The sequence below is a fragment of the Paenibacillus macerans genome, assembly GCF_050565405.1.
Lineage (GTDB): Bacteria > Bacillota > Bacilli > Paenibacillales > Paenibacillaceae > Fontibacillus > Fontibacillus macerans_B.
In genome coordinates, this window is the sequence record NZ_JBNYYG010000037.1 from 24,758 (window position 1) to 47,127 (window position 22,370).

Below are 22,370 nucleotides of genomic sequence, written 5' to 3' on the forward strand. Positions count from 1 at the left end.
AAAGCGATCATTCGCCGGCATGATGCCGGGATGATCGCTTTTTTTGTCGTCCTACAAGCCGGCGGCGTTATTTGGACGGGGCGCCGGAGCTTACTGATTAGCCGAATGGGTCGGGTTAGGATCCTTGCCCAGCAAGATGGTCAAGCCGAGCAGCGTGACGACGATCGTGGCTCCCATGTCGGACATGACGGCGATCCATAACGTCAGCCAGCCGGGAATGGTCAGCAGCAGGGCGATCAGCTTCAAAGATAACGAGATGCCGATATTCCAGCGGATGATGCGGCTGGCCCGTCTGGCGATGCGAATGGCGCGGGGCAACTGGCCGAGATGGTCTTGCATCAGCACGATATCGGCGGTTTCCACGGCGCTGTCCGTCCCTTGGCCCATGGCGATGCCGAGGTCGGAGGAGGCCAAAGCCGGGGCATCGTTGATGCCGTCGCCGACCATCGCGACCTTCCCGCGGCCCGACATCCCGCGGATAAACGCCGCCTTTTGCTCGGGCAAGAGGCCGGCGTGCCACTCGGTCACGCCGCTGCGGGCGGCGATCCCCCGGGCCGCGTCGGCATGATCGCCCGTCAGCATGACGGTGCGGGCGATACCGGCACGGTGCAGTTCGCGGACGACGTCCGGGGACTCCGGACGGAGCTCGTCGGCGAGGCCGAACAGGCCCAACACGCGCGCGGATTCCGCGGCGAGCACCACGGTGAGGCCTTCCGCCTTCAGGCGCGCGAGGTCGTCCGCGACGCGCGCCAGGGCATCGCCGCCGAGAGAGAGCTGCGCGAGCAGCGCTTCGCTGCCGACGTAGCAGCGGACGCCGTCGATCTCGGCGCTAAGCCCGACGCCGGGCAAGGCGACGAGCCCGGCGGGCTGGGGCCAGCCGGCTGCAGCGGCATCGGCTCGGGCCTCGGCCCCGCCCGGGGCGCCGGCGGTCCGGCCGGCGACGTGGCGCACGACCGCAGCGGCCAGCGGGTGAAGCGAGCCGCTTTCCAGAGCGGCGGCGACCGGGTAGAAGCGCTGCGGATCATACGCGATTTCGCGCAGCACGGCCGGCTGCCCCTGGGTCAGGGTGCCGGTCTTGTCGAACGCGATCGCATCGAGCTTCCCGAGCTGCTCGAGATGAACGCCGCCCTTGACCAGCACGCCGATGCGGGCGCAGCGGGTCATTCCGCTGACCAGCGCGATCGGCGAAGACAACACAAGGGCGCAAGGGCAGCCAACGATGAGGATCGCCAGCCCTTCATACACCCATTTCATCCACGGCTGGCCGAGCAGCAGCGGCGGGATGAGCACGACAAGCGCGGCTAAGGCCATGATCGCCGGCGTATACCATTTCGCGAACCGGTCGATGAACAATTCGGTCGGCGTTTTGGTATCCTGCGCTTCCTGCACGAGGTGCATGATTTTGGCCAAGGAAGAATCCTCGTAGGGCTTATCGATCCTTACCTTCAGCAGCCCTTCGGCATTCACGCTGCCGCCGAATACCGGGTGCCCCGGCCGCTTGGTCACGGGAATCGGCTCGCCGGTAATCGCGGCCTCGTTCACGGCGCTGATTCCTTCGAGCACGGTGCCGTCGGAAGGGATTTTCTCCCCGGCGCGGACCAGCACCGTATCCCCGATCCGCAATCGGGCGATCGGCACGACTGTCTCCCTGCCGCCGCCCTCCAGCAGGACCGCCTGCTTCGGCGCGGCATCCAGCAGGACCGAAAGCGACCGGCGAGCCCGGCTCATGCCGTAGCCCTCCAGCAGTTCGTTCAGGCCAAACAGGATGGCCACCAGCGTAGCTTCCTTCCATTCGCCGATGATCACGGCGCCGGTCAAGGCGACGGTCATCAGCGTATCCATGTTGAATTTGCGGCGGGACAGGTTGCGAAGCCCGCGCAGAAAGGTGGAGTACCCGCTGATTCCGATCGATACGAGGTACATGGCAATCAGTGCGGCATAAGGCCACCCGGGCACAAAGGTTGCCGCATACAGGACGGCGGCCAAGCCCAGCAGCCGGTAGCCGAGCTTGCCCTCGCCGGCCGTCTCCTGCCCGGCTACCGGCGAGGCTTCCATGGAATCGGCGGACTCGCCAGCAGGGGCAGCCTGCCCGGTTTCCGGCGTATCCGGTTTGACCAACGCGGCGCCGTCCCGTTTCAAGATCCGCTCAACCTGCTGCAAATCAACGGCGGGATCGATCAGCAGCCGCCCGCTATTATATAGAAGAGAGGCATCCCGGCCGTGATCCAGCCGCTGGATTTCCTCCTGCATTTCCCGGGTGCAATTGGCGCAGGATAGCCCCTGAACGCGATACTCCAGGCGGCGATCGGGCGTCGCTTCAGAAGGTTTGGACTCGGCAGAAGTCATGGGTCATCGCTCCTTTTGATGCTCCAGCGTCATCGCGATGAGGGCGTGAATGTGGTGGTCGCTTAACGAGTAATACACATTTTTGCCTTCTTTGCGCGATTTCGCGATATGCATGGTTTTCAACTGACGAAGGTGATGGGAGGCCGTCGCCACGGAGGTACCCAGCAAGTCGGCGATATCGCAGACGCAGAGCTCTTGATGCTGCAGGTAATAGGCGATCTTGACCCGGTTCGGATCGGACAACGCTTTGAACATCTGCGCCATCCCGGCTGTTTCGCGTTCCGGAAGGCTCTCCTGCAACCCTTTCGTGCGGGCGTGATCGGTACAGAACGTTTCGCAAACGTCCTCTTCCGGACGCGTAATTTGCCTGATCTCCTCCATCTTGCACCTCCTGCATATTCAAAGCATCGTTTGAATGTTTATATGTCAAAGTATACGTCATTCCACAATATATTCAAAGCTATATTTGAATGTTATCGCAAAGAAAAAAGCGCCTGGACGGCGCTTGGAAACAGGAATCACAAACAACCTTCGGCATTCGAGTTAACCCGGCGCGGCGGGGGCGTGCTTCTCAAAGCGTCCCCGGCCACGCCTCGGCCTGCTTGTCGATCACCGAAACATAAGGGTTTCCCCGAAAATAAAACCGCCACGGCTTCGCGGCATACTCGGCCGCATAAGCGATATTGATTCGCGGGGCCTGCAGAATGACCTCGTCCGCTTCTCCCGATGCCGGTTTCGCAACCTCGACGGCCCCGGCTTCCAGCCATAGCGGCCCCCCGGGCCGGGCGAGCGATTGGCCGTTCAGCGCCTTGCCGATGTCCAGCGCCCGGCACAATTTGCCGGGCCCGCCGGACAGGTCGGCCGGCTTGCGGACGGCGGTGCCGCGGTAGCGGCGCATCCGGGCCTCGTCCGCCGGCGTCAGCGGCTCGACGGCGCGAATCAGCACGGCCTGCGGGTCATCGGCATGGCCGGTAACGACGTTCAAGCAATTGTACATGCCATAGATCAAATATACGTAGGCCACGCCGCCTTCGGCGAACATGACCTCCGTCCGGGCCGTGCGGCGACCGCCGTAGGCGTGGCTGCCTTTATCCTCCACGCCGCCGTAGCTCTCCGTTTCCACGATCCGGCAGCGGATGTCGCCCTCCTCGGTGTGGCGGACGAGCGTCTGCCCGAGCAAACGGGGGGCAGAGGCCAGGGCGGGAAGCCGATAAAAAGCCGGGGGCAGCGGTTCCCCCGGGCGGATTTGCTCCAAGTTCGATTCCATGTCCATGGTCAAGGGAAGTCTCCTTCGCGTATCGAAAGTCCGTATGCTTGCTTAATATAGTAGGAGTTCCGATGCGCGTTGTCCACTCCCGGCCGCAGGCCCGGGCTAAGCCTAGTCCATCCACCAGCGTTTCAAGTCGCTCCACCAGGAATGGCTTTCCTTCTGCTCCTTCTCCGCCGGCAGCGGCAGCGGTTCAGGTTCGCCTTCCCCGTGCTCTTCGCAGAATTCCGTCGGTTCGGTGCCCTGAATGAACACTTCGAGCTTTTTGTCGGGGCAATCTTTGGTGGCGAGCAGTCCCGTTTCCGGGTCGATATATACGCTCACAACCCCGTCGGGAATCGGAAAAATTTTCGGCGGCACCTTTTCCAGCGCCTTTTCCGTGTATTTGGCGAAGATCGGAGCGGCTTTGCGCGACTCCGCCGTGCCCAGCGTTTTTCCTTTGTCATAGCCGACCCAAACCGCGGTGGACAGCTCGGGCGTAAATCCGACCAACCAGGCGTCCGTACTGGTCGTCCCGGTTTTGCCGGCGACCGGACGTTTGATTTCGTTCGATACCCGGTTGCCGGTGCCCCCGGTCTCAAATACGCTTTCCATCAGGTGCGTCAGCACATAGGCCGCGGAAGGCTCGACGATTTGCTCGGGCTTGGCCGGTTTGGCTTCGTAAAGCACTCGTCCGCTGGCATCGGTAATTTTCAGTACCGCCACCGGCTCCACGCTGCGGCCCTGGTTGCTGATGACGCCGAAGGCCGTGGCCATTTCGAAGGGGCTGACCGGCGACGTGCCCAGCGCCAGCGATGGAACGGCCTGCAGCGGGCTGGTGATGCCCATTTTGCGTCCAAGTTCGATGACTTGTTCGGCGCCGACGGTTAATATCGTATTCACGGCGTAGATGTTGTCCGAAGCCGCGATCGCCTGGCGCATATCGATATCGCCCAGATATTTGTCCCCGAAGTTTTTCGGGCTGTAGGTCTTGCGGTTATCGTCGTAGTGGAACAAGGTCGGCTGGCTGTTGAATTTGCTGGCGCTGGTCATTTTTTCGGAGGAGAGCGCCGTCAAATACATGATCGGCTTAAAGCTCGATCCCGGCTGGCGGGTGGAAGCAAACACATGATTATATTGGCTTTGCTTGTAATTGGCACCGCCTACCATAGCCTTGACGTAGCCGTTCCGCGGATCGATGGAAATCAGCGCGGCTTCCAGCTCAGGGACGTTCCCCAGCTCCGCCGCGACTGCCGCTTCGGCCGCCTGCTGCGCACCCGGGTCGAGCGTGGTGTAGATGTTCAGACCGCCGTGCTCCAGCAGCTTTTCGTCGAAGCCGAGCTCGTTCACTACGATCCCCCGGATGTAATCGCGGAAATAGGGAGCCTTATCCACGGGGCTTTGTTGTTTGGGCGATTGGAAATTCAGGATAGCCTCATAAGCCTGGTCGGCTTCCTGCTGCGTAATCTCACCCGTGGTCACAAGCGCCGCCAGCACCGTACGCTGGCGGTCCTTGGCGTTCTTCATATGATTGAACGGCGAGTAATAGGTCGGCCCCTTGGGTACGCCGGCCAGCATGGCGCTTTCGGCCAGGCTGAGGTCCTTGGCGTGCTTGCCGAAATACATCTGCGCCGCGGCTTCGATTCCGTATGCGCCATGGCCGTAATAAATTTCGTTCAGGTACATGCGGAGAATGTCGTCTTTGCCGTATTTCATTTCCAACTGGGCGGTGTACATCGCCTCCTTGATCTTTCTCGACCAGGTGCGTTCATGCGACAGGTACAAGTTCCGCGCGAGTTGCTGCGTCAGCGTGCTTGCGCCCTGCACGGTGCCCATTTCCTTCAGGTTCACCAGGACCGCCCGGGCCATCCCTTTCAAATCAAAACCGAAATGATCGTAAAACTGCCGGTCCTCTGTTGCCAGCGTCGCTTTGACCAGCCAAGGCGAAATGTCCGGGAGCGCTACGCTTTCCCGGTTTTTCCCGCCATCGGAAAAAACGGCAATCGTATCCCCCTGACTGTTGATCAACTGCGAGTTCCGATCCGAATCGGCCAAAGGCAGCTCCGCCTGATACAGGTAGAGCAGCAAAATGCCTGCGGCGCAAATGCCAAGCAGACCGGTGGCGATCGCCGTCTTCAACAACAGCCGCCAGGTCCGGCCCGGTTTGCGTTTATGGTGTCGGTCGCTGCGAGCGAGTTTCTGCACGAAGGGGTCTCTCCTTTCCATCCAAGCCAATACGATCCGATAATGAAAAAAACGCTGAATCGAGTTCCATTTTCCTATAGTATGGGAAAGTTTGGGAGAGATCATTCATGGCACCGGAGGCGGCACGCCAATGGGGAGCCCGGGGCTCTATGGCCGCAGGTCGGAGTTTCCATTAGTATAGACTTGAAACGGGTAAACTGTGTTATTATCTTTTTGTTTGGCACAATATAGGATGTGAGCTTGCGAGAAGAGACACTGAAATATGCCCTGGCTATGATTGCGGAGCGGGTTGAGCCCGTCGGCTTTTCCGCATGGGCAGGGGGTGATATGACGGCTGAACACTATATTGACAGGAAGAAGGTTGGTACGATGGAATTGTGGTTTACGGAGAAACAGACGCCCGTCTTCGGCATTACGGCGAAAATCCGCGAAACGCTGGTTACGGAGAAAACGGAATTTCAAGATCTGGCGATGATCGATACGGAGGAGTTCGGCCGCATGCTCGTGCTGGACGGCATGGTCATGACGACGATCAAAGACGAGTTCGTTTACCATGAGATGGTGGCGCATCCGGCGCTGTATACGCATCCCAATCCGAAGCGCGTGCTGGTGGTCGGCGGCGGGGACGGCGGCGTCATTCGCGAGGTCATTAAACATCCGGAAGTGGAAAAAGCGGTGCTCGTGGAAATCGACGGCAAAGTCATCGAATATTCCAAAAGATATTTGCCGGAAATCGCCGGCGGATTGGACAACCCGCGGGTAGAGGTACAGGTGGCCGACGGGTACATGCATATTATTGAAAGCAAAAATAAATACGACGTCATCATGGTCGATTCCACCGAGCCGGTAGGCCCGGCGGCGCCCCTGTTCGAGCGCGGGTTCTACCAAGGCATCTACGAGGCGCTGAAGGACGACGGCATTTTCGTGGCGCAGACCGACAACCCATGGTTCAAAGCCGATCTGATCCAAAAGGTGAACAAGGACGTCAAAGAGATCTTTCCGATTGTCCGCGTATACGGCGCCAACATTCCTACCTATCCGAGCGGCCTGTGGACGTTTACGATGGGCAGCAAGGTCCATGATCCGCTGCAGGTGGACGAGACGAAAATTCCGGAGATCGATACCAAATACTATACACCGCGGATGCACAAGGCAGCGTTTGTCCTGCCCAAATTCGTGGAAGATCTCGTGAAGTAAGGGACCGCCCATGAAACTGGATCCCGCCTATTCCGGCAACGTGTTCATTTGCAGCTCAGAGGATTATGCCTCCGCCAAAGCGGTGATTTACGGCATGCCGATGGATTTCACGGTCAGCTTCCGTCCCGGTTCGCGGTTCGGCCCTTCCCGGATTCGCCAAGCCTCCGTTGGTCTCGAAGAGTACAGCCCTTATTTGGATAAAAGCATTCTCGACCTGGCTTATTTCGATGCCGGCGATTTGCTGCTTCCGTTCGGCAATGCGGCCCGAAGCCTGGACGTCGTCCACGATTACGTGCGCGGGCTGCTGGCAGACGGTAAATTCCCGTTTGGCCTGGGCGGGGAGCATCTTGTCAGTTGGCCGGTCATTCAGGCCGTTTACGAGAAGTACCCCGATCTCGCGCTGATCCATATCGACGCCCATGCCGATCTGCGCGAGCACTACGAGGGCGAGCCCTTGTCCCATTCGACGCCGATCCGCAAGGCGGCGGGGCTGATGGGCGGCCGGAACATCTACCAGTTCGGCATTCGTTCCGGCTCCAAAGAGGAGTTTCAGTTTGCCCGCGAACAGATCAACTTCTTCCCGTTCGACGTTGCCGCGCCGCTCAAGAGCGCCCTGCCGACCCTGGGCCGCCGCCCGGTCTATGTCACGATCGACATCGACGTGCTGGATCCTTCCTGCGCGCCGGGAACCGGCACGGCCGAAGCCGGGGGCATCACGTCGCGGGAGCTGCTGGAAGCGGTGCATGCGATAGCCGGCTCCGAGGCCCGGGTGGTCGGCTGCGACGTGGTGGAAGTCGCTCCGGTCTACGATCCGACCGAGCAAACGCAGATCGTGGCGGCCAAGCTGATCCGCGAAATGCTGCTCGGGTTCGTGGATTAAGCGTCTAGGACTTTTCGGATGGGGCAAAAGGTTGGAAAAACATGCCATTCGGACCATGAGTCGTAAATTCAAAGTGTGTTAGTATGATTTAAGTCACTATTATGCGGGAGTAAGGCGGGATTCTTATCAAGACGAACAAGGCGACCCGAAGCTTGATTTCGGGAATGACGATGATCGTATTCGTCCTTATTGTAGGATGGCTCTTTTACGGGCCGCCGGCCGACCGGCCGGATACGTCTGCCGGCGGGCCGGGGAAGGAGCAGGGCACCGGGGTCGCAGTGGATGAGCCCAAGTCCGATTTGCCGGCAAGTAAGGAGCTGCCGCAAACGGAACAGGCTACAGGCGACGGTACGGGGAATAGTCCGGCGGCGGCGGAGTCGCCGTATTTGCTGGACCGTCTTCCCTTTACGGAAGAGGAGGTCGTCTCCGTCACGGCCGGCGGGAACGGAGTTAGTCGAACGATTCCTGCGGAACGGCAGTTTGTGCTGCTGCAATCCCTGCGGTTTACGGACATGAAGAGCGCCGCCGCGACCGTCGGCCCGGCGGCATCGCGCAAGCCCGTCATGCTGCAATTTAAGCTGGCGGATCAGGGAAGATTTGAGTTAACTTATGATTTGGCCGCGAACGCGTTCGAGTATCACGGGCAATTTTATTACGCCGACGACGAGGTGCTGCTGCTGATGCAGGGTTTGTTTGGCGAACGCAAGGAGCTTGCCTCGCTGGATGCGTTGCTCGAGCAGGCAAGGGTCGAGCGGGAGGAAGCGGGGGCGGCTGCGGCAGAACCCCGGCCGCTGGATGCGGAGCGCGCCAAGGTGGACGGCTTGGACTTTGCCGGCTGGGAGCAGCGGCTGGAGCAGACCGAGGAGACGGAGATCGTTTGGTCCAGGCCTTTTTACGATGATAGCGCGGGTCAAGTCAAGCAGGCTCGCCTGTATAAGGACGGCGTGCTGATATTGAATCGGAAGTTTGTATTTACGCAGCCGGAACACCAGACCGCGGATGGGGTCAAGGTGGGCATCGGCCCGGACGAGGTCATGGATAAGCTTGGCCCCGAAGCGCTGAAGCTGGTCAGCCGCTGGAGCTACAAGGTCGGCGATTATTACCGGTTTCATGTCTACTTCGAGGACCGCCAAGTCGTATATATCATACTAAGCCAACCGTTATAGGGAAGCCGTTGAAAGAAGCCGCCGGGAGAGCGGCTTCTTCTATTTCCTGCGTGACCTCAGGGTGGAAATGCGGCGCCTGAACAGCTCTTTAGCAACCTATTAACGTATGGAGTTCATTAAATACGAAAATGAACGGAAAAACCAACGATTTCGCCATTACGGTCCGTTACAATTCTACCGGAAGGCATGAGCATCAGAACCCTGCGCACGATCAATTGAAGGCGGACTCTGCCCCTCCGCCTGGCGAACGTATTGAATTGACGGGGCGAACTGGATATAGTAGTACAGTAAGGATCGATGTTTGTGGGTATTTTGATGTAATATAAAGAGTGCGGTGCCGATTTAAGGGTATGCCGATGTTGTACCGCGCGGATGGAATGGGGATTTGCCGTATGCCGGAAACGAAGCCGGTGAACATCGTGCTGACAAGCCGCCAGGGAACGGACGAAACCGTCCAGAAGCTGAAGGGGAATGCTGCCTTGCGGGACGGAGTCGCGTATATCCGTTATGAGGAGCCCGAACCCGGGCCGGATGGCAAGCAGACGCGAACGATGATTAAGATCGCCGGCGATGAGCTGAAAATTATGCGCCACGGGGGCGTGGAGGCGGAGCAGACCTTCCGCAGCGGGCAGCGCCTGCCGGGGTTTTACCGGTCCGCGTTTACCCGTTTTAACTTGTCCACCGATACCGTGAAGTTGGAGTCCCGATTGGATGGCGCGATCGGCGTTGTGACCTGGGAATACGAGTTGTACGTGTACGAGGAACTATCGGGACATTTTGTTATCAGTTTACATATACAGGAGGAAGTTTAACATGCCACACAATCCGTTGGAACAAATGAACCAGGCGCTGAAGGAAGCGATTATTGAGGCGATCGCCGCCGCCGGCCTGGCGCAGCGCGAAGAGATCCCGGCCATCGTGCTGGAGGTGCCGAAGGACAAGGCGCACGGCGATTTCGCCACCAATGCGGCCATGCAGCTGTCGCGGATCGCGAAGAAGAACCCGCGCCAAATCGCCGAGGAAATACTCGGCAAGCTGGATCACGGGAAGGCGGGCATCGAGAAGGCGGAAATCGCCGGTCCCGGATTCATCAACTTTACACTAGGCAAAAGCTATCTGTATCCGATCCTCTTGCAGGTTTATCACGAGGGTGATCGCTACGGCCGTACCGAGCAAGGGAAGGGGCAAAAGGTGCAGGTCGAATTCGTCAGCGCCAACCCGACCGGCAGCCTGCATCTCGGACATGCCCGCGGCGCGGCGGTAGGCGACGCGCTTTGCAATGTGCTGGATTTCGCCGGCTATGAAGTGACGCGCGAATATTATATCAACGATGCGGGGAATCAAATCGTCAATTTGAGCAAATCGATTGAAGCGAGATACCTGCAGGAGCTGGGTCAGGACGCGGAGATGCCGGAAGACGGCTATCACGGCGAGGATATCAAAGGGTTTGCCAAGGAGCTTGTGGCCGAACAGGGGGACAAACTGCTGAATATGCCGCCGGAGGAGCGCACCGCTTTCTTGCGCAAATTCGGTTTGGAGAAGGAACTGGCGAAAATCAAGCGCGATCTTGGACGCTTCCGGGTCGGCTTCGACGTCTGGTTCAGCGAAACTTCCCTGTATGAGGACGGCCAAGTGGAAGCCTCGCTCGCCGAGCTGCGCGAAAAAGGGCAAACTTATGAATTGGATGGGGCGACCTGGCTGAAAACGACGGAATACGGAGACGACAAAGACCGCGTCTTGGTGAAAAATGACGGCACCTATACCTATTTGACGCCTGACATCGCGTACCATCGCAATAAGTACGACCGCGGCTTCGACCGCATCATCAATATTTGGGGCGCCGACCACCATGGCTACATCCCGCGCGTCAAGGCGGCGATGCAGGCGATCGGCAAGGAACCCGAGAAGCTGACCGTGTTGATCGCGCAGATGGTGAGCCTGTTCCAGGACGGCGAGAAGGTGAAAATGTCCAAGCGGACCGGCAAAGCGGTCACGATGGTGGACTTGATGGATGAGGTCGGCGTCGACCCGATCCGCTATTTCTTTACGATGCGAAGCATGGATTCGCATCTGGATTTCGATATGGACCTGGCGATTTCGACATCGAACGAGAACCCGGTGTATTACGTGCAGTACGCGCATGCGCGAATCTGCAGCATCTTCCGCCAGGCGGAAGAGCAGGGCATCGCCATCCCGGCGCCGGAAAGCGTAGAGCTCGCCAAGCTGACCGCCGAGCATGAATATGACCTGCTGCGGAAGCTGGGCGAACTGCCGGAAGAGATCGGCGTGGCCGCGGAGAACTTCGCGCCGCACCGGCTGGTCCGCTATGTGTACGAACTCGCATCGCTGTTCCACAGCTACTACCGGGCGGAGCGCGTCATCACGGAAGACGCGGAGCAAACCGCGGCGCGCCTGGTCCTGCTCGGCGGCGTGCGCACGGCGCTCGCCAACGTGCTCGGTTTGATCGGCGTGTCCGCGCCGGACAAGATGTAACCCAAGGCCAAGCCTCCTGTGGCGATAACTGGCGACAACTTCTGTGTGGCGCCCGAACGAAATTCCTGCGAAAGTGCAGTTTTTTCGCCGAAATGGCCCGAATGCCAGTCCAGTACTATAGAGAGAGGCGAGTAACAGGGACCATGTGACTCGAACTCCTGCACTCGCGCTTTTTAACGTGCAAAACAGGGATTTGAGACTGCCCCAGACGTAGTTGAATAACTACGTCTGGGGCAGCTCCTTTATGTTGGGCGGCCGCATCGCCGGCAGTGCGCTGACGGAGTGCCGCAGCCACGCCGGCACGAGGCCTAACGCGGCTGCGTTACTTGCGTCGCGGACCGTCGCGGACCGTGGCGCCCGTCGCCCTAGCTCCGTCGCCCCTGCTTTGCGCGTAGCAGGCGTGCCGCGCTCACCTCGCCCGCGGCGCCTTTGGCCTTCACTGCTGCGGCGCCGGGCAGCGGACGGGCGGTGCGGCGCAGGCGCCGTTTGATCTCGCCTGGCTTCAGGTCGGGCTTCAGCGCGAGCAGCAGGGCGACGGCGCCGCTCACGTGCGAGGTCGCCATCGAAGTGCCGCTCATCTCGCGGTAGCCGCCGCCCAGCCAGGACGAGGTGATCTTTTCGCCGGGGGCGTAGATGTCGATATAGGGTCCGTGGTTGCTGAAAGAGGCGATTTTGCCGTCTTTGCCCGTAGCCCCGACGGAAATTGTCTGCGGGTAGCGGGCCGGGTAATCGGCACCCCGGCTTTTTTTGTCGTTTCCGGAGGAAGCAACGACAACGATGCCGGCGTTATGGGCCTTGCGGATAATATTTTGCAGCGACGCACTGTTGCTCTTCATGCCGAAGCTCATATTCACAATGTGCATCCGGTTGCGGACGCACCAGTCGATGCCCAAAATAATATCGGAGACATAGGCGGACCCGTTATGGTCAAACGCCTTCACAGGAAAAATCAAAGAACGGGGGGCGACCCCCATCATCCCTTGCGAGCCGCCGGAGGCGGCGATCGTCCCGGCGATATGCGTACCGTGGCCGTTGTCGTCGTAAGGGAGGCTGACGCGATTCAGCAAATTGATCCCGCGGGCCAGGGAATGGCGCAGATCGGGATGGCTGAAATCGGCCCCCGTATCGATGACGCCGATGCGAATCCGGTAACCGGTGGACACGGACCAGGTTTCCGGGGCTCCGATCCGCCGGACCCCCCAAGGGATCGCGGAGTTTTGCCCCTTGTTCGCCGGGGCCGGGCCATGAACGCTGATTTTGCTGTCTTCCTCGACCCAGAGGCCGAAGCGGGAGTGGGCGTTTTCCCCTCGCCAGCCGAGGGGGCAGATGAGCGCCTGCAGCAGCGACGAGGAGCGGATTTGCTGCAATGCGGGATGTCGGCGCTTCAGCTTAAACAACTGACGTACGCATTCGGCAAATTCGGCCGGACGCGAGAAGCGGATAATGGATCTTCCGCTTTTTCCGGAGGTGTCAACGTGATCGTTCAAATACCGAAGGAATCCGGAGTAGTCCATTTATAAGTAGCCCCTCCTGACGAAGCGTGTTGCAGTATATTATGACGTACCTTACCCCCTTGAATGGGGAAGCGGCCCTGTTTTGGAGGAATTGGGCCTTGCCCGAGGTTATAGGCGCAATTACGGCGTGTCAAAGCGGAAATCTGGACATAGGATGAAGGGAAGGCCTTTTGCGGCTTTCACCAACCTTAGGAAGGCGGGCAAAGCCTTCTTTAGGGAAGGATACAGTCAAGGGGCGAAGAACGGGGGTTCTTCGCCCCTTCCCCTTTTTGGCGGGGGCTTCGGAAGACCGCGACGGGCAAGCGGTGCTTTCCGGGCCTATTTTAAAACTTGCAATTTAGTTCCAAATAGGTTTTACTAAGGTGTGATATGGATATGTTAGTGAAGGAAACCTTGGCCCTTTGGGAGAGGTTCCGCCTTTGCTTTATAGTGAACATTGCGTGAGAGGAAGTGTCCGTAACGTGAGTACCCCGATTAATTTGAAAATCGACCCGGAGAAAGTCCAGGAAATCCCCATGGTCGACTTGGCCTTTATGATCTTGAAAGCGGCAAACACGCCGTATTATTACCGCGACCTGATGAATGAGGTGGCCCAGCTTCGCGGCATGACCGAGGGAGAAATCAACGAGGCGATCGCACAGCTGTATACCGAAATAAATATCGACGGCCGTTTCGCCTGCGTCGGAACCAATCTTTGGGGCCTGAAGCGCTGGTATCCGATCGAGCGTTCGGAAGATCCGGTCGGCAACGCCAAGCGTCCGCGCATCATCAACGATGACGACGACGATCTGGAAGACGATGATTTCGTGGAAGAAGAAGATACGTATGCTTCCGATGATGACGAAGACTACGATGCCATTGACGAGGATTCCGAAGACGAACTGTTCCCGGATGACGACGAAGAAGATGTGGAGGACGTGGAAGACGAGGAACTGCTTGGCGACGAGGAACTGGACGAGGAAGAGGACGAGCTCGCCGAGGAAGAAGAAGAACCCGAAGAAGCCGAGGATTTCGACGACAGCGAAGAAGACTAAATCAAACTCCGGACGGCCTTTGCGGGCCGTCTTTGTTTGCCTTATTTTATTCAGATAATGCCGCTTAACCTGACTTGACACGGACAGGGGTAACGGGTAAACTATTGCATGGGCTTATGATTCAAACCTATAACATATGAATTTTTATAAAGTGCCCCGACCTATTCGGGTGTCACTTTTTTGTTTTTTTATAGCCTTTTCGGCTATGTTTTACCGGATAATAGGTTACGCTAAAGATCTAAGTTGCCTGAATTTCTGGAATCCGATTTATTTTTTCGAACACGTACTACTTAGGAGGTTTTTGGCTGTGGCAAAGTACATTTTCGTGACAGGCGGGGTCGTATCCTCCCTGGGGAAAGGCATTACGGCGGCATCGCTTGGCAGGCTGCTTAAGAACAGAGGCTTGAAGGTAACAATCCAGAAATTCGATCCCTATATCAATGTCGACCCGGGCACCATGAGCCCGTATCAGCATGGTGAAGTGTTCGTGACGGACGATGGCGCCGAGACCGACCTGGATCTGGGCCATTATGAACGTTTTATCGATATCAATCTTTCGAAGAACAGCAATGTGACGACCGGGAAAATTTACTCTTCCGTCATTGGCAAAGAACGCCGCGGCGAATATTTGGGCGGTACGGTTCAAGTCATTCCCCACATTACGAACGAAATCAAAGAGCGCGTGTTCCGCGCCGGACGCGAGGCGGGCTCGGACGTCGTCATCACGGAAATCGGCGGAACCGTCGGCGATATCGAAAGCTTGCCGTTCCTGGAAGCGATTCGCCAAATCAAAAGCGATATCGGACGCGAAAACGTCATGTATATCCATGTTACGCTCATTCCTTATATTAAAGCGGCCGGCGAAGTCAAGACGAAGCCGACCCAACACAGCGTCAAGGAGCTTCGCAGCATCGGGATTCAACCGAACGTCATCGTATGCCGGACGGAGCATGAGCTGTCGGATGACATGAAGGCGAAGATCGCCTTGTTCTGCGATATCGATCCGAGCGCCGTGGTGGAGTGCCGCGATGCGGATACGTTGTATGAGGTGCCGCTGAACCTTCGCGACGAGGGCCTGGACGAAATCGTCGTCAATCATCTCAAGCTGACGACCCCGGCGCCGGATATGCGCGAGTGGGAAAATCTCGTGGGGCGGATCAACAAGCTGGAGAAGACGGTGGAGATCGCCATCGTCGGCAAATACGTTGCCCTGCACGACGCTTATTTGAGCGTGGTCGAATCGCTGTCCCACGCCGGGTTTGACGCCAATGCGGACGTGAAGATCCGCTGGGTGAATGCCGAAGAGGTGACCGACGAGAACGTGGCCAAGTATCTGCAAGGGGTCGGAGGGATTCTCGTGCCGGGTGGCTTTGGCGACCGGGGCATCGAAGGGAAAATTTCGACGATCCGTTATGCCCGCGAGAACCGCATTCCGTTCTTCGGCATTTGCTTGGGCATGCAGGTGGCGGTCATTGAATATGCCCGTTCCCTGGCGGGTCTTCAGGGCGCCAACAGTTCGGAAATCAACCCGTCGACCGAATACCCGGTCATCGACCTCCTTCCGGAACAGAAGGACATCGAGGATTTGGGCGGTACGATGCGCCTGGGGTTGTACCCGTGCAAGCTTACGCCGGGCTCCCTAGCGATGCAATGCTATGACGATGAGCTGGTGTACGAACGCCACCGCCATCGGTACGAATTCAACAATGCTTATCGGGAAACGCTGGAGCGCGTAGGCCTGCGCATTTCCGGCACGTCCCCGGACGGACGGCTGGTTGAAATCATCGAACTGCCGGATCATCCTTGGTTCCTGGCGGTGCAGTTCCATCCGGAATTCACCTCGCGACCAAATCGTCCGCAGCCGTTGTTCCGCGAGTTCGTGAAGGCTTCGATCGCGCATTTGTCCTAACGCAATTTCATCCGCGATGATCCATGCGAGGGATTTCCGACCTGTCAATCGCTGCGTCGTTCGATTTTTCCAAGTCTCTTTTTTCCAGTAGAGAAGGGATTTACAAATTGGAGGCGAAGTATTAAGTATTACCAGGATTACAGGGTGGACTTGTAGGAGGGTTTGTCGGTGGAAGAGAAGAAAGTGTTAATTGTCGACGATCAGAACGGTATCCGTATTTTATTGATGGAAGTGTTCAGCAGCGAAGGGTATAAAACGTTTCAGGCCGCCAACGGCAAAATGGCTTTGGAAATCGTCCGCAGCGATTCGCCGGATTTGGTGCTTCTCGATATGAAAATCCCGGGAATGGACGGACTCGAGATCCTTAAGCATATCAAAGAGGTGAATCCGGACATCAAGGTTATTATGATGACGGCTTACGGTGAGCTGGATATGATCAAGGAAGCTACCGACCTTGGGGCCCTGATGCACTTTACCAAACCCTTTGACATTGATGAGATGCGCGTGGCTGTCAACATGCAGCTCAAAGGCGGCGCGCGTCTTTAAAGTGCGTGTTCAAAAAGTCGGCATTTGAGCACCGAGAAGGTTGGATGAAGCTAGGGACTGAGGAGCGGAGCGTACGTTTTGGGTACGTGAGCACCTGAAATGTTTCCGTAGGAAACATGCTTCGGAAGCATACGCTTAGGCCCGGCTGAATTCAAGATTCGATGCCGAGTTACTTCTTGATTCACTTCGTGATCAAAAGACGACTTTTTGAACTACCTCTTAAATGGCATTTTTCGGCTACGAGGAAGACCTCCCTTAGGTGAATGGCGTGAACTTCACTCCATCTCCTAAAGGGGGTCTTTTTTACGGTGTTCGTGGGGCATTTTTGCTGAAAATGCACACATGCCGTTCACAAACCGCAGGGAAAGGTTGAATAGTAATTTTGACAGGTTGTGGTATAATAAGAAAGTGTGTGAATGTCGGCTAAATAAGATAAATCCCATATCCTTAGGAGGATTGAAACCAATGCCATTAGTATCGATGACAGACATGTTGAACAAAGCCCTTGCCGGTAAATATGCCGTGGGCCAATACAACATCAACAACCTGGAATGGACTCAAGCCATTCTTGCCGCAGCCGAAGAAGAGAAATCTCCGGTCATTCTTGGCGTATCCGAGGGTGCTGCCCGCCATATGAGCGGTTTCTTCACCGTTGTTAAAATGGTGGAAGGCTTGCTGCATGACATGAAAATCACTGTACCTGTTGCGATTCATCTCGACCATGGTTCGAGCTTTGATAAATGTAAAGAAGCGATCGACGCCGGGTTTACGTCCGTTATGATTGACGGTTCCCATCATCCGATCGACGAGAACATCGAAATGACCAAAAAAGTGGTTGAATACGCTCATGCCAAAGGCGTTTCCGTTGAAGCCGAAGTAGGTACCGTCGGCGGACAGGAAGACGACGTGATCGGCGGCATCAAATATGCCGACCTGAACGAGTGCGTTCGCATCGTGAAAGAAACAGGCATCGATACTTTGGCTCCGGCGCTTGGCTCCGTGCATGGCCCTTACCATGGCGAACCTAACCTCGGCTTCAAAGAAATGGAAGAAATCCGCGATGCCGTTAAGCTTCCGCTCGTTCTTCATGGCGGGACAGGCATTCCTACGCATGACATTACCAAAGCGATTTCGCTGGGGACTTCCAAAATCAACGTCAACACGGAAAATCAAATCGAGTTCACCAAAGCCGTTCGCGAAGTGCTTGCCGCTAAACCGGATGCCTATGATCCGCGCAAATACATCGTTCCGGGCCGCGACGCGATCAAAGCGACCGTTGTCGGCAAAATCCGTGAATTTGGTTCGAACAACAAAGCCTAAGGGCTATTGCAGGGTTGCGCCGCAAGACGCGGGAGAGCGGTTGCGGCGCGAACGCAAACACAGGACAGGCTTGTATCTATCTATCCTGTCCAGCTGAATAAGGTGACTTGGAGAGTACACCGCTTAGACGGTGTCTTTCCATTTTCACCGCTTTAAGAGGCAGTTCAAAAAGTCGTCGTTAGATCACGAAGCAGGTCACGAAGCGGTTCGACATCGAATCTTGAATTCAGCCGGGTCTAGCGTATGTTTCCGAAGCATGTTTCCTGCGGAAACATTTCAGTTGCTCACGTAGGTTTGCTAAGCCTATGCTTCCGAAGCCGTTTTCTCCGAAAACGTTTAGCTCCGCTACTTTAGCCCCTAGCTTCATCCAACCTTCTCAGTGCTGAAAAACCGACTTTTTTGAACACGCGCTTTAAGAGCCTTAGCTTGTGTACCGACGCAAATACGTAGGGGGATCCTGGACTTATGGAGAAATTAATGATCCGTGGCGGACGACCGCTGCGTGGCAGCGTCTCGATCAGCGGCGCAAAAAACAGTGCTATTGCATTGATTCCTGCTGCGATTTTGGCGGAATCTGAAGTGGTACTCGATAACCTGCCGATTCTAAGCGACGTGGCGGTGTATTCGGAGATTTTGGAGGAGTTGGGTGCACGCGTATTGTGGGATGGCAGTGAGATGCGGATCGATCCTTCCAATATAAGGTCGATACCGATGCCCAACGGCCCGGTCAAGAAGCTGCGGGCTTCCTATTATATGATGGGCGCCATGCTTGGGCGATTCAAAGAAGCTACCATCGGCTTGCCGGGAGGTTGTAATTTCGAGCCTCGTCCGATCGATCAACATATCAAAGGATTTGAGGCGTTGGGCGCTACCGTGACGAATGATCACGGAGCCATTCATTTGCATGCCAAAGAGCTGCACGGAGCCAAGATTTATCTCGACGTCAGCAGCGTCGGGGCAACGATTAATATCATGCTGGCGGCTACAAGGGCCAAAGGCGCCACGATTATTGAAAATGCGGCCAAAGAGCCTGAAATTATAGATGTGGCTACATTGCTAAACTCCATGGGAGCGGTAATTAAAGGCGCCGGAACGGAAACCATTCGGATTGAAGGCGTCACCGAACTGAAAGGCTGCCGACATTCCATTATTCCCGACCGGATTCAAGCGGGTACTTATATGATTGCGGCTGCCGCTACGCGGGGCGATGTACTGATTGACGGCGTAATTCCCAAGCATTTGGAGGCCTTGACCGCCAAACTGCTGGAAATGGGGGCGCACGTCGAAGAGCTGGACGAAAGCATTCGGGTGATCGGACGGTCTAAATACGATCATGTCGATGTCAAGGCTTTAGTCTACCCCGGTTTTCCGACGGACATTCAATCGCCGATGACCAGCTTGCTGACTCAAGCCGACGGGGTAAGCGTGTTAAGCGATTTTGTATATAGCAATCGGTTTAAGCATGTGCCGGAGCTGGTACGGATGGGAGCGAAAATTCGCGTCGAGGGGCGCTCGGCCATTATCGAGGGCGGAATGCTGAACGCAGCCAAGGTCAAAGCGGCGGATCTGCGTGCGGGAGCCGCTTTGGTGGTTGCCGGATTGACCGTTTCCGAGGGAATTACCGAGGTATCGGGAGTGGAACTGATTGACCGGGGTTACGACCATTTGGTCCCGAATCTGCGTGCTTTGGGTGCCGATGTTTGGCGTCAGGCGGAATAACTTTTCGTTTTGGCGCATAAGTTGCCAGGGATAGGAAATACTATGTCAATAAGTCTATCATTATGCTGTACTTCATAGATTCCAAAAAAATTGAATAGGTGGTTATTTTATTATGGATCTGCAAATCGCCGATTTGGAAGGGATGAAGCTGACCGAGCTGTACAAGCTGGCGAAGCAATATCAAATTCCTTATTACGGCCAGTTGAAGAAGAAAGAATTGATTTTTGCTATTTTAAGGGCCCAGGCCGAACAAAGCGGATTGATGTTTATGGAAGGCGTGCTCGAAATATTGCCGGAAGGGTACGGATTCCTGAGACCGATCAATTATTTGCCCAGCACGGAAGATATATATATTTCCGCATCGCAAATCCGCAAGTTTGATCTGCGGACGGGAGATCTCGTCTCCGGGAAGTGTAGAACTCCGAAGGAAAATGAAAGGTATTTCGGCCTCCTTCAAGTCAATGCCGTCAACGGAGAGAATCCTGCCATTGCGGCGGAGCGCTTGCATTTCCCGGCACTTACTCCACTTTATCCGCAAACCAAACTGGCGCTTGAAACATCCCCAAATCACTTATCCACCCGCATTATGGATTTGCTCGCCCCGGTTGGCCTCGGACAGCGCGGTTTGATCGTGGCGCCGCCCAAAGCAGGGAAGACGCTGCTGCTCAAGGAAATCGCCAACAGCATTTCCACCAATAATCCCGAAATCGAGTTATTCGTATTGTTGATCGACGAGCGCCCCGAGGAAGTAACCGATATGCAGCGATCCGTCAAAGGCGAGGTGATCGCATCAACCTTCGACGAGCTTCCGGAGAATCATATCAAGGTGGCGGAGCTTGTGCTGCAGCGTGCTTTGCGTCTGGTCGAGCATAAGAAGGATGTTGTCATTTTGCTGGACAGCATTACTCGGTTGGCCCGGGCGTACAACCTTGTCGTTCCGCCTTCGGGACGGACGTTGAGCGGGGGGATCGATCCTGCGGCTTTCCATCGCCCGAAACGCTTCTTCGGTTCGGCCCGGAACGTGGAGGAAGGCGGCAGCTTGACGATTCTCGCCACGGCGCTGGTGGATACGGGGTCGCGTATGGATGATATCATTTATGAAGAATTTAAAGGTACCGGAAATATGGAGCTTCATTTGGACCGGAAGCTGGCGGAACGCCGGATCTTCCCGGCGATCGATATTCGCCGTTCCGGTACGCGCCGCGAAGAAGTGCTGCTCAGCAAGGATGAACTGGATACCATCTGGGCGATCCGTAAAAATATGAACGATTCCTACGATTTTGTGGAAGGCTTCCTGAAGAAGCTGCGCGATTGCAAAACCAACGCCGAATTCCTGGCTTCCTTCGATACGTCGGGCAACACGCCTTCGGGCGGAGGGAACGGAGGGGCTCGAAGACCGGTTCGCACAGGCTCTTCCGCACCGCGCACGGGCGGTTCCACGTCGACGAATGCCGGAACTACGAACGGAACCCGGGTTTAATCAGGAATGGCGTTAAAGAGGAGAACGACATGTACTTAGTGTATGCAGATGAACAAGGACAGGTCTACGATCATCCGTCGCTGTACGGCTTGGCCCGCAGCGCGGATATGATCGTGGAAATTATGGAGGATGAGCTGATTCCGCTTCCGGATGGGGCTACCTTGGTTGGTTTGCCTTCGACCCGGCCGATCGGCATGGATCCCGCTTCCGGCGAAATGAAGCCGCTCCCCGGCAATGTGCAGGCGGTAGGGGCTCTGCTTCCGCAAGGCTACACCCGTCTTTGTCTGCCGGGGTATGTGAAAACCGACAAGGACTACAAGCTGCCTCTGTTCGGTTATTCGGCGGTAGTCTGGAAGGATGGGCAATTTTATGTGACGGCCCGGTTGTCGGACGATCCCGAGAAGTGGAACCCGCTGAATTGCGATCCTCTTGAGTTGAAAAGTCAAGTGAAGGCGTTCCAGGCCCGTTATCCGGAAAATCGGCTTTACGAGCATTTATCGAACTGCGCGTTGGGTTATGAGTGCCTGACGGCTTCCAATACGTTTCTCAATCGCTGGGAAGGGGCGGTCCCCGTCTCCTATTCCTGCAATGCGGGTTGCTTTGGCTGCATCTCCGAGCAGCCGGACGACAGCGGCTTCGTGTCCCCGCAGACGCGGATGAATTTCCGCCCGCGCGTGGAGGAACTCGTGGAAGTGATGCTGGAGCACCTCAAGACGCCGGAGTCGATCATCAGCTTCGGCCAAGGCTGCGAAGGCGAACCGTCCACGCAGGCCAAGCTGATCATTGAATCGATCCGCGAAGTGCGGCGTCAGACCGATATGGGTTACATCAACATCAATACCAATGCCGGCCTGACCGACCATATTCGCGGCATTGTCGACGCTGGCCTGGATTTGATGCGGGTGAGCACGATCAGCGCCTTGGACGATCATTATAATGCCTACTACAGGCCGCGCGGCTATACGCTGGCGAATGTAGAGAAATCATTGCGGTATGCCGCCGAGAAGGGCGTATATACTTCGATCAACTACTTGATTTTCCCGGGCGTAACCGACCGCGAGGAAGAGGTCGAGGCAATGGTCGAATTCGCTCGGCGCAGCAAACTGAAGCTGATTCAGCTGCGCAACCTCAACATCGATCCCGAGAGCTATCTGGAACTGATACCGAAAGCGCAGAGCGATATCCTCGGCATGAAGCAGGCGATCGAGATTTTCCAGGAGGAGCTGCCCGATGTCGTGATCGGCTCGTATACGCATGTTCCTCCGGCGGAGCTGGCCCGCGTTAAAATTCGCGGATAAAACAGGCAATTGCGCTT

General features: G+C 56.6%; 17 protein-coding genes. 12 read left to right on the forward strand and 5 right to left on the reverse strand.

The genetic code is table 11. The features are described from left to right. Positions 1-90: 90 nt before the first annotated feature. The 4 genes from ACQ4N8_RS19205 to ACQ4N8_RS19220 form a co-directional block, all read right to left on the reverse strand. On the reverse strand, positions 91-2,346 hold the full coding sequence (locus ACQ4N8_RS19205; protein WP_430705963.1) for a heavy metal translocating P-type ATPase: 2,256 nt from the start codon (positions 2,344-2,346) through the stop codon (positions 91-93). A 3-nt stretch (positions 2,347-2,349) separates the two neighbouring features. After that, positions 2,350-2,727 carry an ArsR/SmtB family transcription factor gene (locus tag ACQ4N8_RS19210; protein WP_430705964.1) on the reverse strand — a complete coding sequence of 126 codons (378 nt, stop codon included), beginning with the start codon at positions 2,725-2,727 and terminating at the stop codon, positions 2,350-2,352. Positions 2,728-2,917: 190 nt separating this feature from the next. Further along, complete coding sequence (locus ACQ4N8_RS19215) at positions 2,918-3,613, reverse strand: DNA-3-methyladenine glycosylase (protein WP_430705987.1); 696 nt, start codon at positions 3,611-3,613, stop codon at positions 2,918-2,920. Between the two features lie 111 nt (positions 3,614-3,724). Then, entirely contained in the window at positions 3,725-5,797 is a 2,073-nt protein-coding gene (locus tag ACQ4N8_RS19220; RefSeq protein ID WP_430705965.1) for a transglycosylase domain-containing protein, read from the reverse strand. Between the two features lie 369 nt (positions 5,798-6,166). Here ACQ4N8_RS19220 and speE point away from each other — a divergent pair, with 369 nt between their 5' ends. The 5 genes from speE (at position 6,167) to argS (ending at position 11,533) form a co-directional block, all read left to right on the forward strand. Further along, entirely contained in the window at positions 6,167-6,994 is an 828-nt protein-coding gene (gene speE / locus ACQ4N8_RS19225; RefSeq protein ID WP_430705966.1) for a polyamine aminopropyltransferase, read from the forward strand. 10 nt (positions 6,995-7,004) lie between these two features. Further along, a complete protein-coding gene (gene speB, locus ACQ4N8_RS19230) occupies positions 7,005-7,874 on the forward strand; it encodes an agmatinase (protein ID WP_430705967.1) in 870 nt (289 codons plus the stop codon). Positions 7,875-8,026: 152 nt separating this feature from the next. After that, positions 8,027-9,040 (forward strand): hypothetical protein, encoded by a 1,014-nt coding sequence (locus ACQ4N8_RS19235; protein WP_430705968.1) that lies wholly within the window; start codon positions 8,027-8,029, stop codon positions 9,038-9,040. A gap of 392 nt (positions 9,041-9,432) precedes the next feature. Further along, complete coding sequence (locus ACQ4N8_RS19240; RefSeq protein WP_430705969.1) at positions 9,433-9,852, forward strand: DUF1934 domain-containing protein; 420 nt, start codon at positions 9,433-9,435, stop codon at positions 9,850-9,852. 1 nt (position 9,853) lies between these two features. After that, the gene (argS, locus tag ACQ4N8_RS19245) at positions 9,854-11,533 is read left to right on the forward strand and encodes an arginine--tRNA ligase (protein ID WP_430705970.1); all 1,680 of its coding nucleotides are present in this window, start codon (positions 9,854-9,856) and stop codon (positions 11,531-11,533) included. A 365-nt stretch (positions 11,534-11,898) separates the two neighbouring features. On the opposite strand, the gene ACQ4N8_RS19250 is transcribed toward argS, so the two are convergent. Then, positions 11,899-13,047 carry a S8 family peptidase gene (locus tag ACQ4N8_RS19250; RefSeq protein WP_430705971.1) on the reverse strand — a complete coding sequence of 383 codons (1,149 nt, stop codon included), beginning with the start codon at positions 13,045-13,047 and terminating at the stop codon, positions 11,899-11,901. A gap of 461 nt (positions 13,048-13,508) precedes the next feature. Here ACQ4N8_RS19250 and rpoE point away from each other — a divergent pair, with 461 nt between their 5' ends. The 7 genes from rpoE to ACQ4N8_RS19285 all read left to right on the forward strand — a co-directional run bounded on the left by rpoE (position 13,509) and on the right by ACQ4N8_RS19285 (position 22,353). Continuing rightward, positions 13,509-14,081 carry a DNA-directed RNA polymerase subunit delta gene (rpoE, locus tag ACQ4N8_RS19255; RefSeq protein ID WP_430705972.1) on the forward strand — a complete coding sequence of 191 codons (573 nt, stop codon included), beginning with the start codon at positions 13,509-13,511 and terminating at the stop codon, positions 14,079-14,081. A gap of 307 nt (positions 14,082-14,388) precedes the next feature. Beyond that, positions 14,389-15,990 (forward strand): CTP synthase, encoded by a 1,602-nt coding sequence (locus ACQ4N8_RS19260; RefSeq protein ID WP_430705973.1) that lies wholly within the window; start codon positions 14,389-14,391, stop codon positions 15,988-15,990. Between the two features lie 168 nt (positions 15,991-16,158). After that, the gene (locus ACQ4N8_RS19265) at positions 16,159-16,536 is read left to right on the forward strand and encodes a response regulator (RefSeq protein WP_430705974.1); all 378 of its coding nucleotides are present in this window, start codon (positions 16,159-16,161) and stop codon (positions 16,534-16,536) included. Positions 16,537-17,001: 465 nt separating this feature from the next. Next, entirely contained in the window at positions 17,002-17,856 is an 855-nt protein-coding gene (locus tag ACQ4N8_RS19270) for a class II fructose-bisphosphate aldolase (protein WP_430705975.1), read from the forward strand. 465 nt (positions 17,857-18,321) lie between these two features. After that, positions 18,322-19,575, forward strand: a complete 1,254-nt coding sequence (locus tag ACQ4N8_RS19275; RefSeq protein WP_430705976.1) for a UDP-N-acetylglucosamine 1-carboxyvinyltransferase — start codon at positions 18,322-18,324, stop codon at positions 19,573-19,575. Between the two features lie 112 nt (positions 19,576-19,687). Then, positions 19,688-21,055 carry a transcription termination factor Rho gene (rho, locus tag ACQ4N8_RS19280; RefSeq protein ID WP_430705977.1) on the forward strand — a complete coding sequence of 456 codons (1,368 nt, stop codon included), beginning with the start codon at positions 19,688-19,690 and terminating at the stop codon, positions 21,053-21,055. A 29-nt stretch (positions 21,056-21,084) separates the two neighbouring features. Continuing rightward, positions 21,085-22,353 carry a radical SAM protein gene (locus ACQ4N8_RS19285; RefSeq protein ID WP_430705978.1) on the forward strand — a complete coding sequence of 423 codons (1,269 nt, stop codon included), beginning with the start codon at positions 21,085-21,087 and terminating at the stop codon, positions 22,351-22,353. The last annotated feature ends 17 nt before the right edge of the window (positions 22,354-22,370 follow it).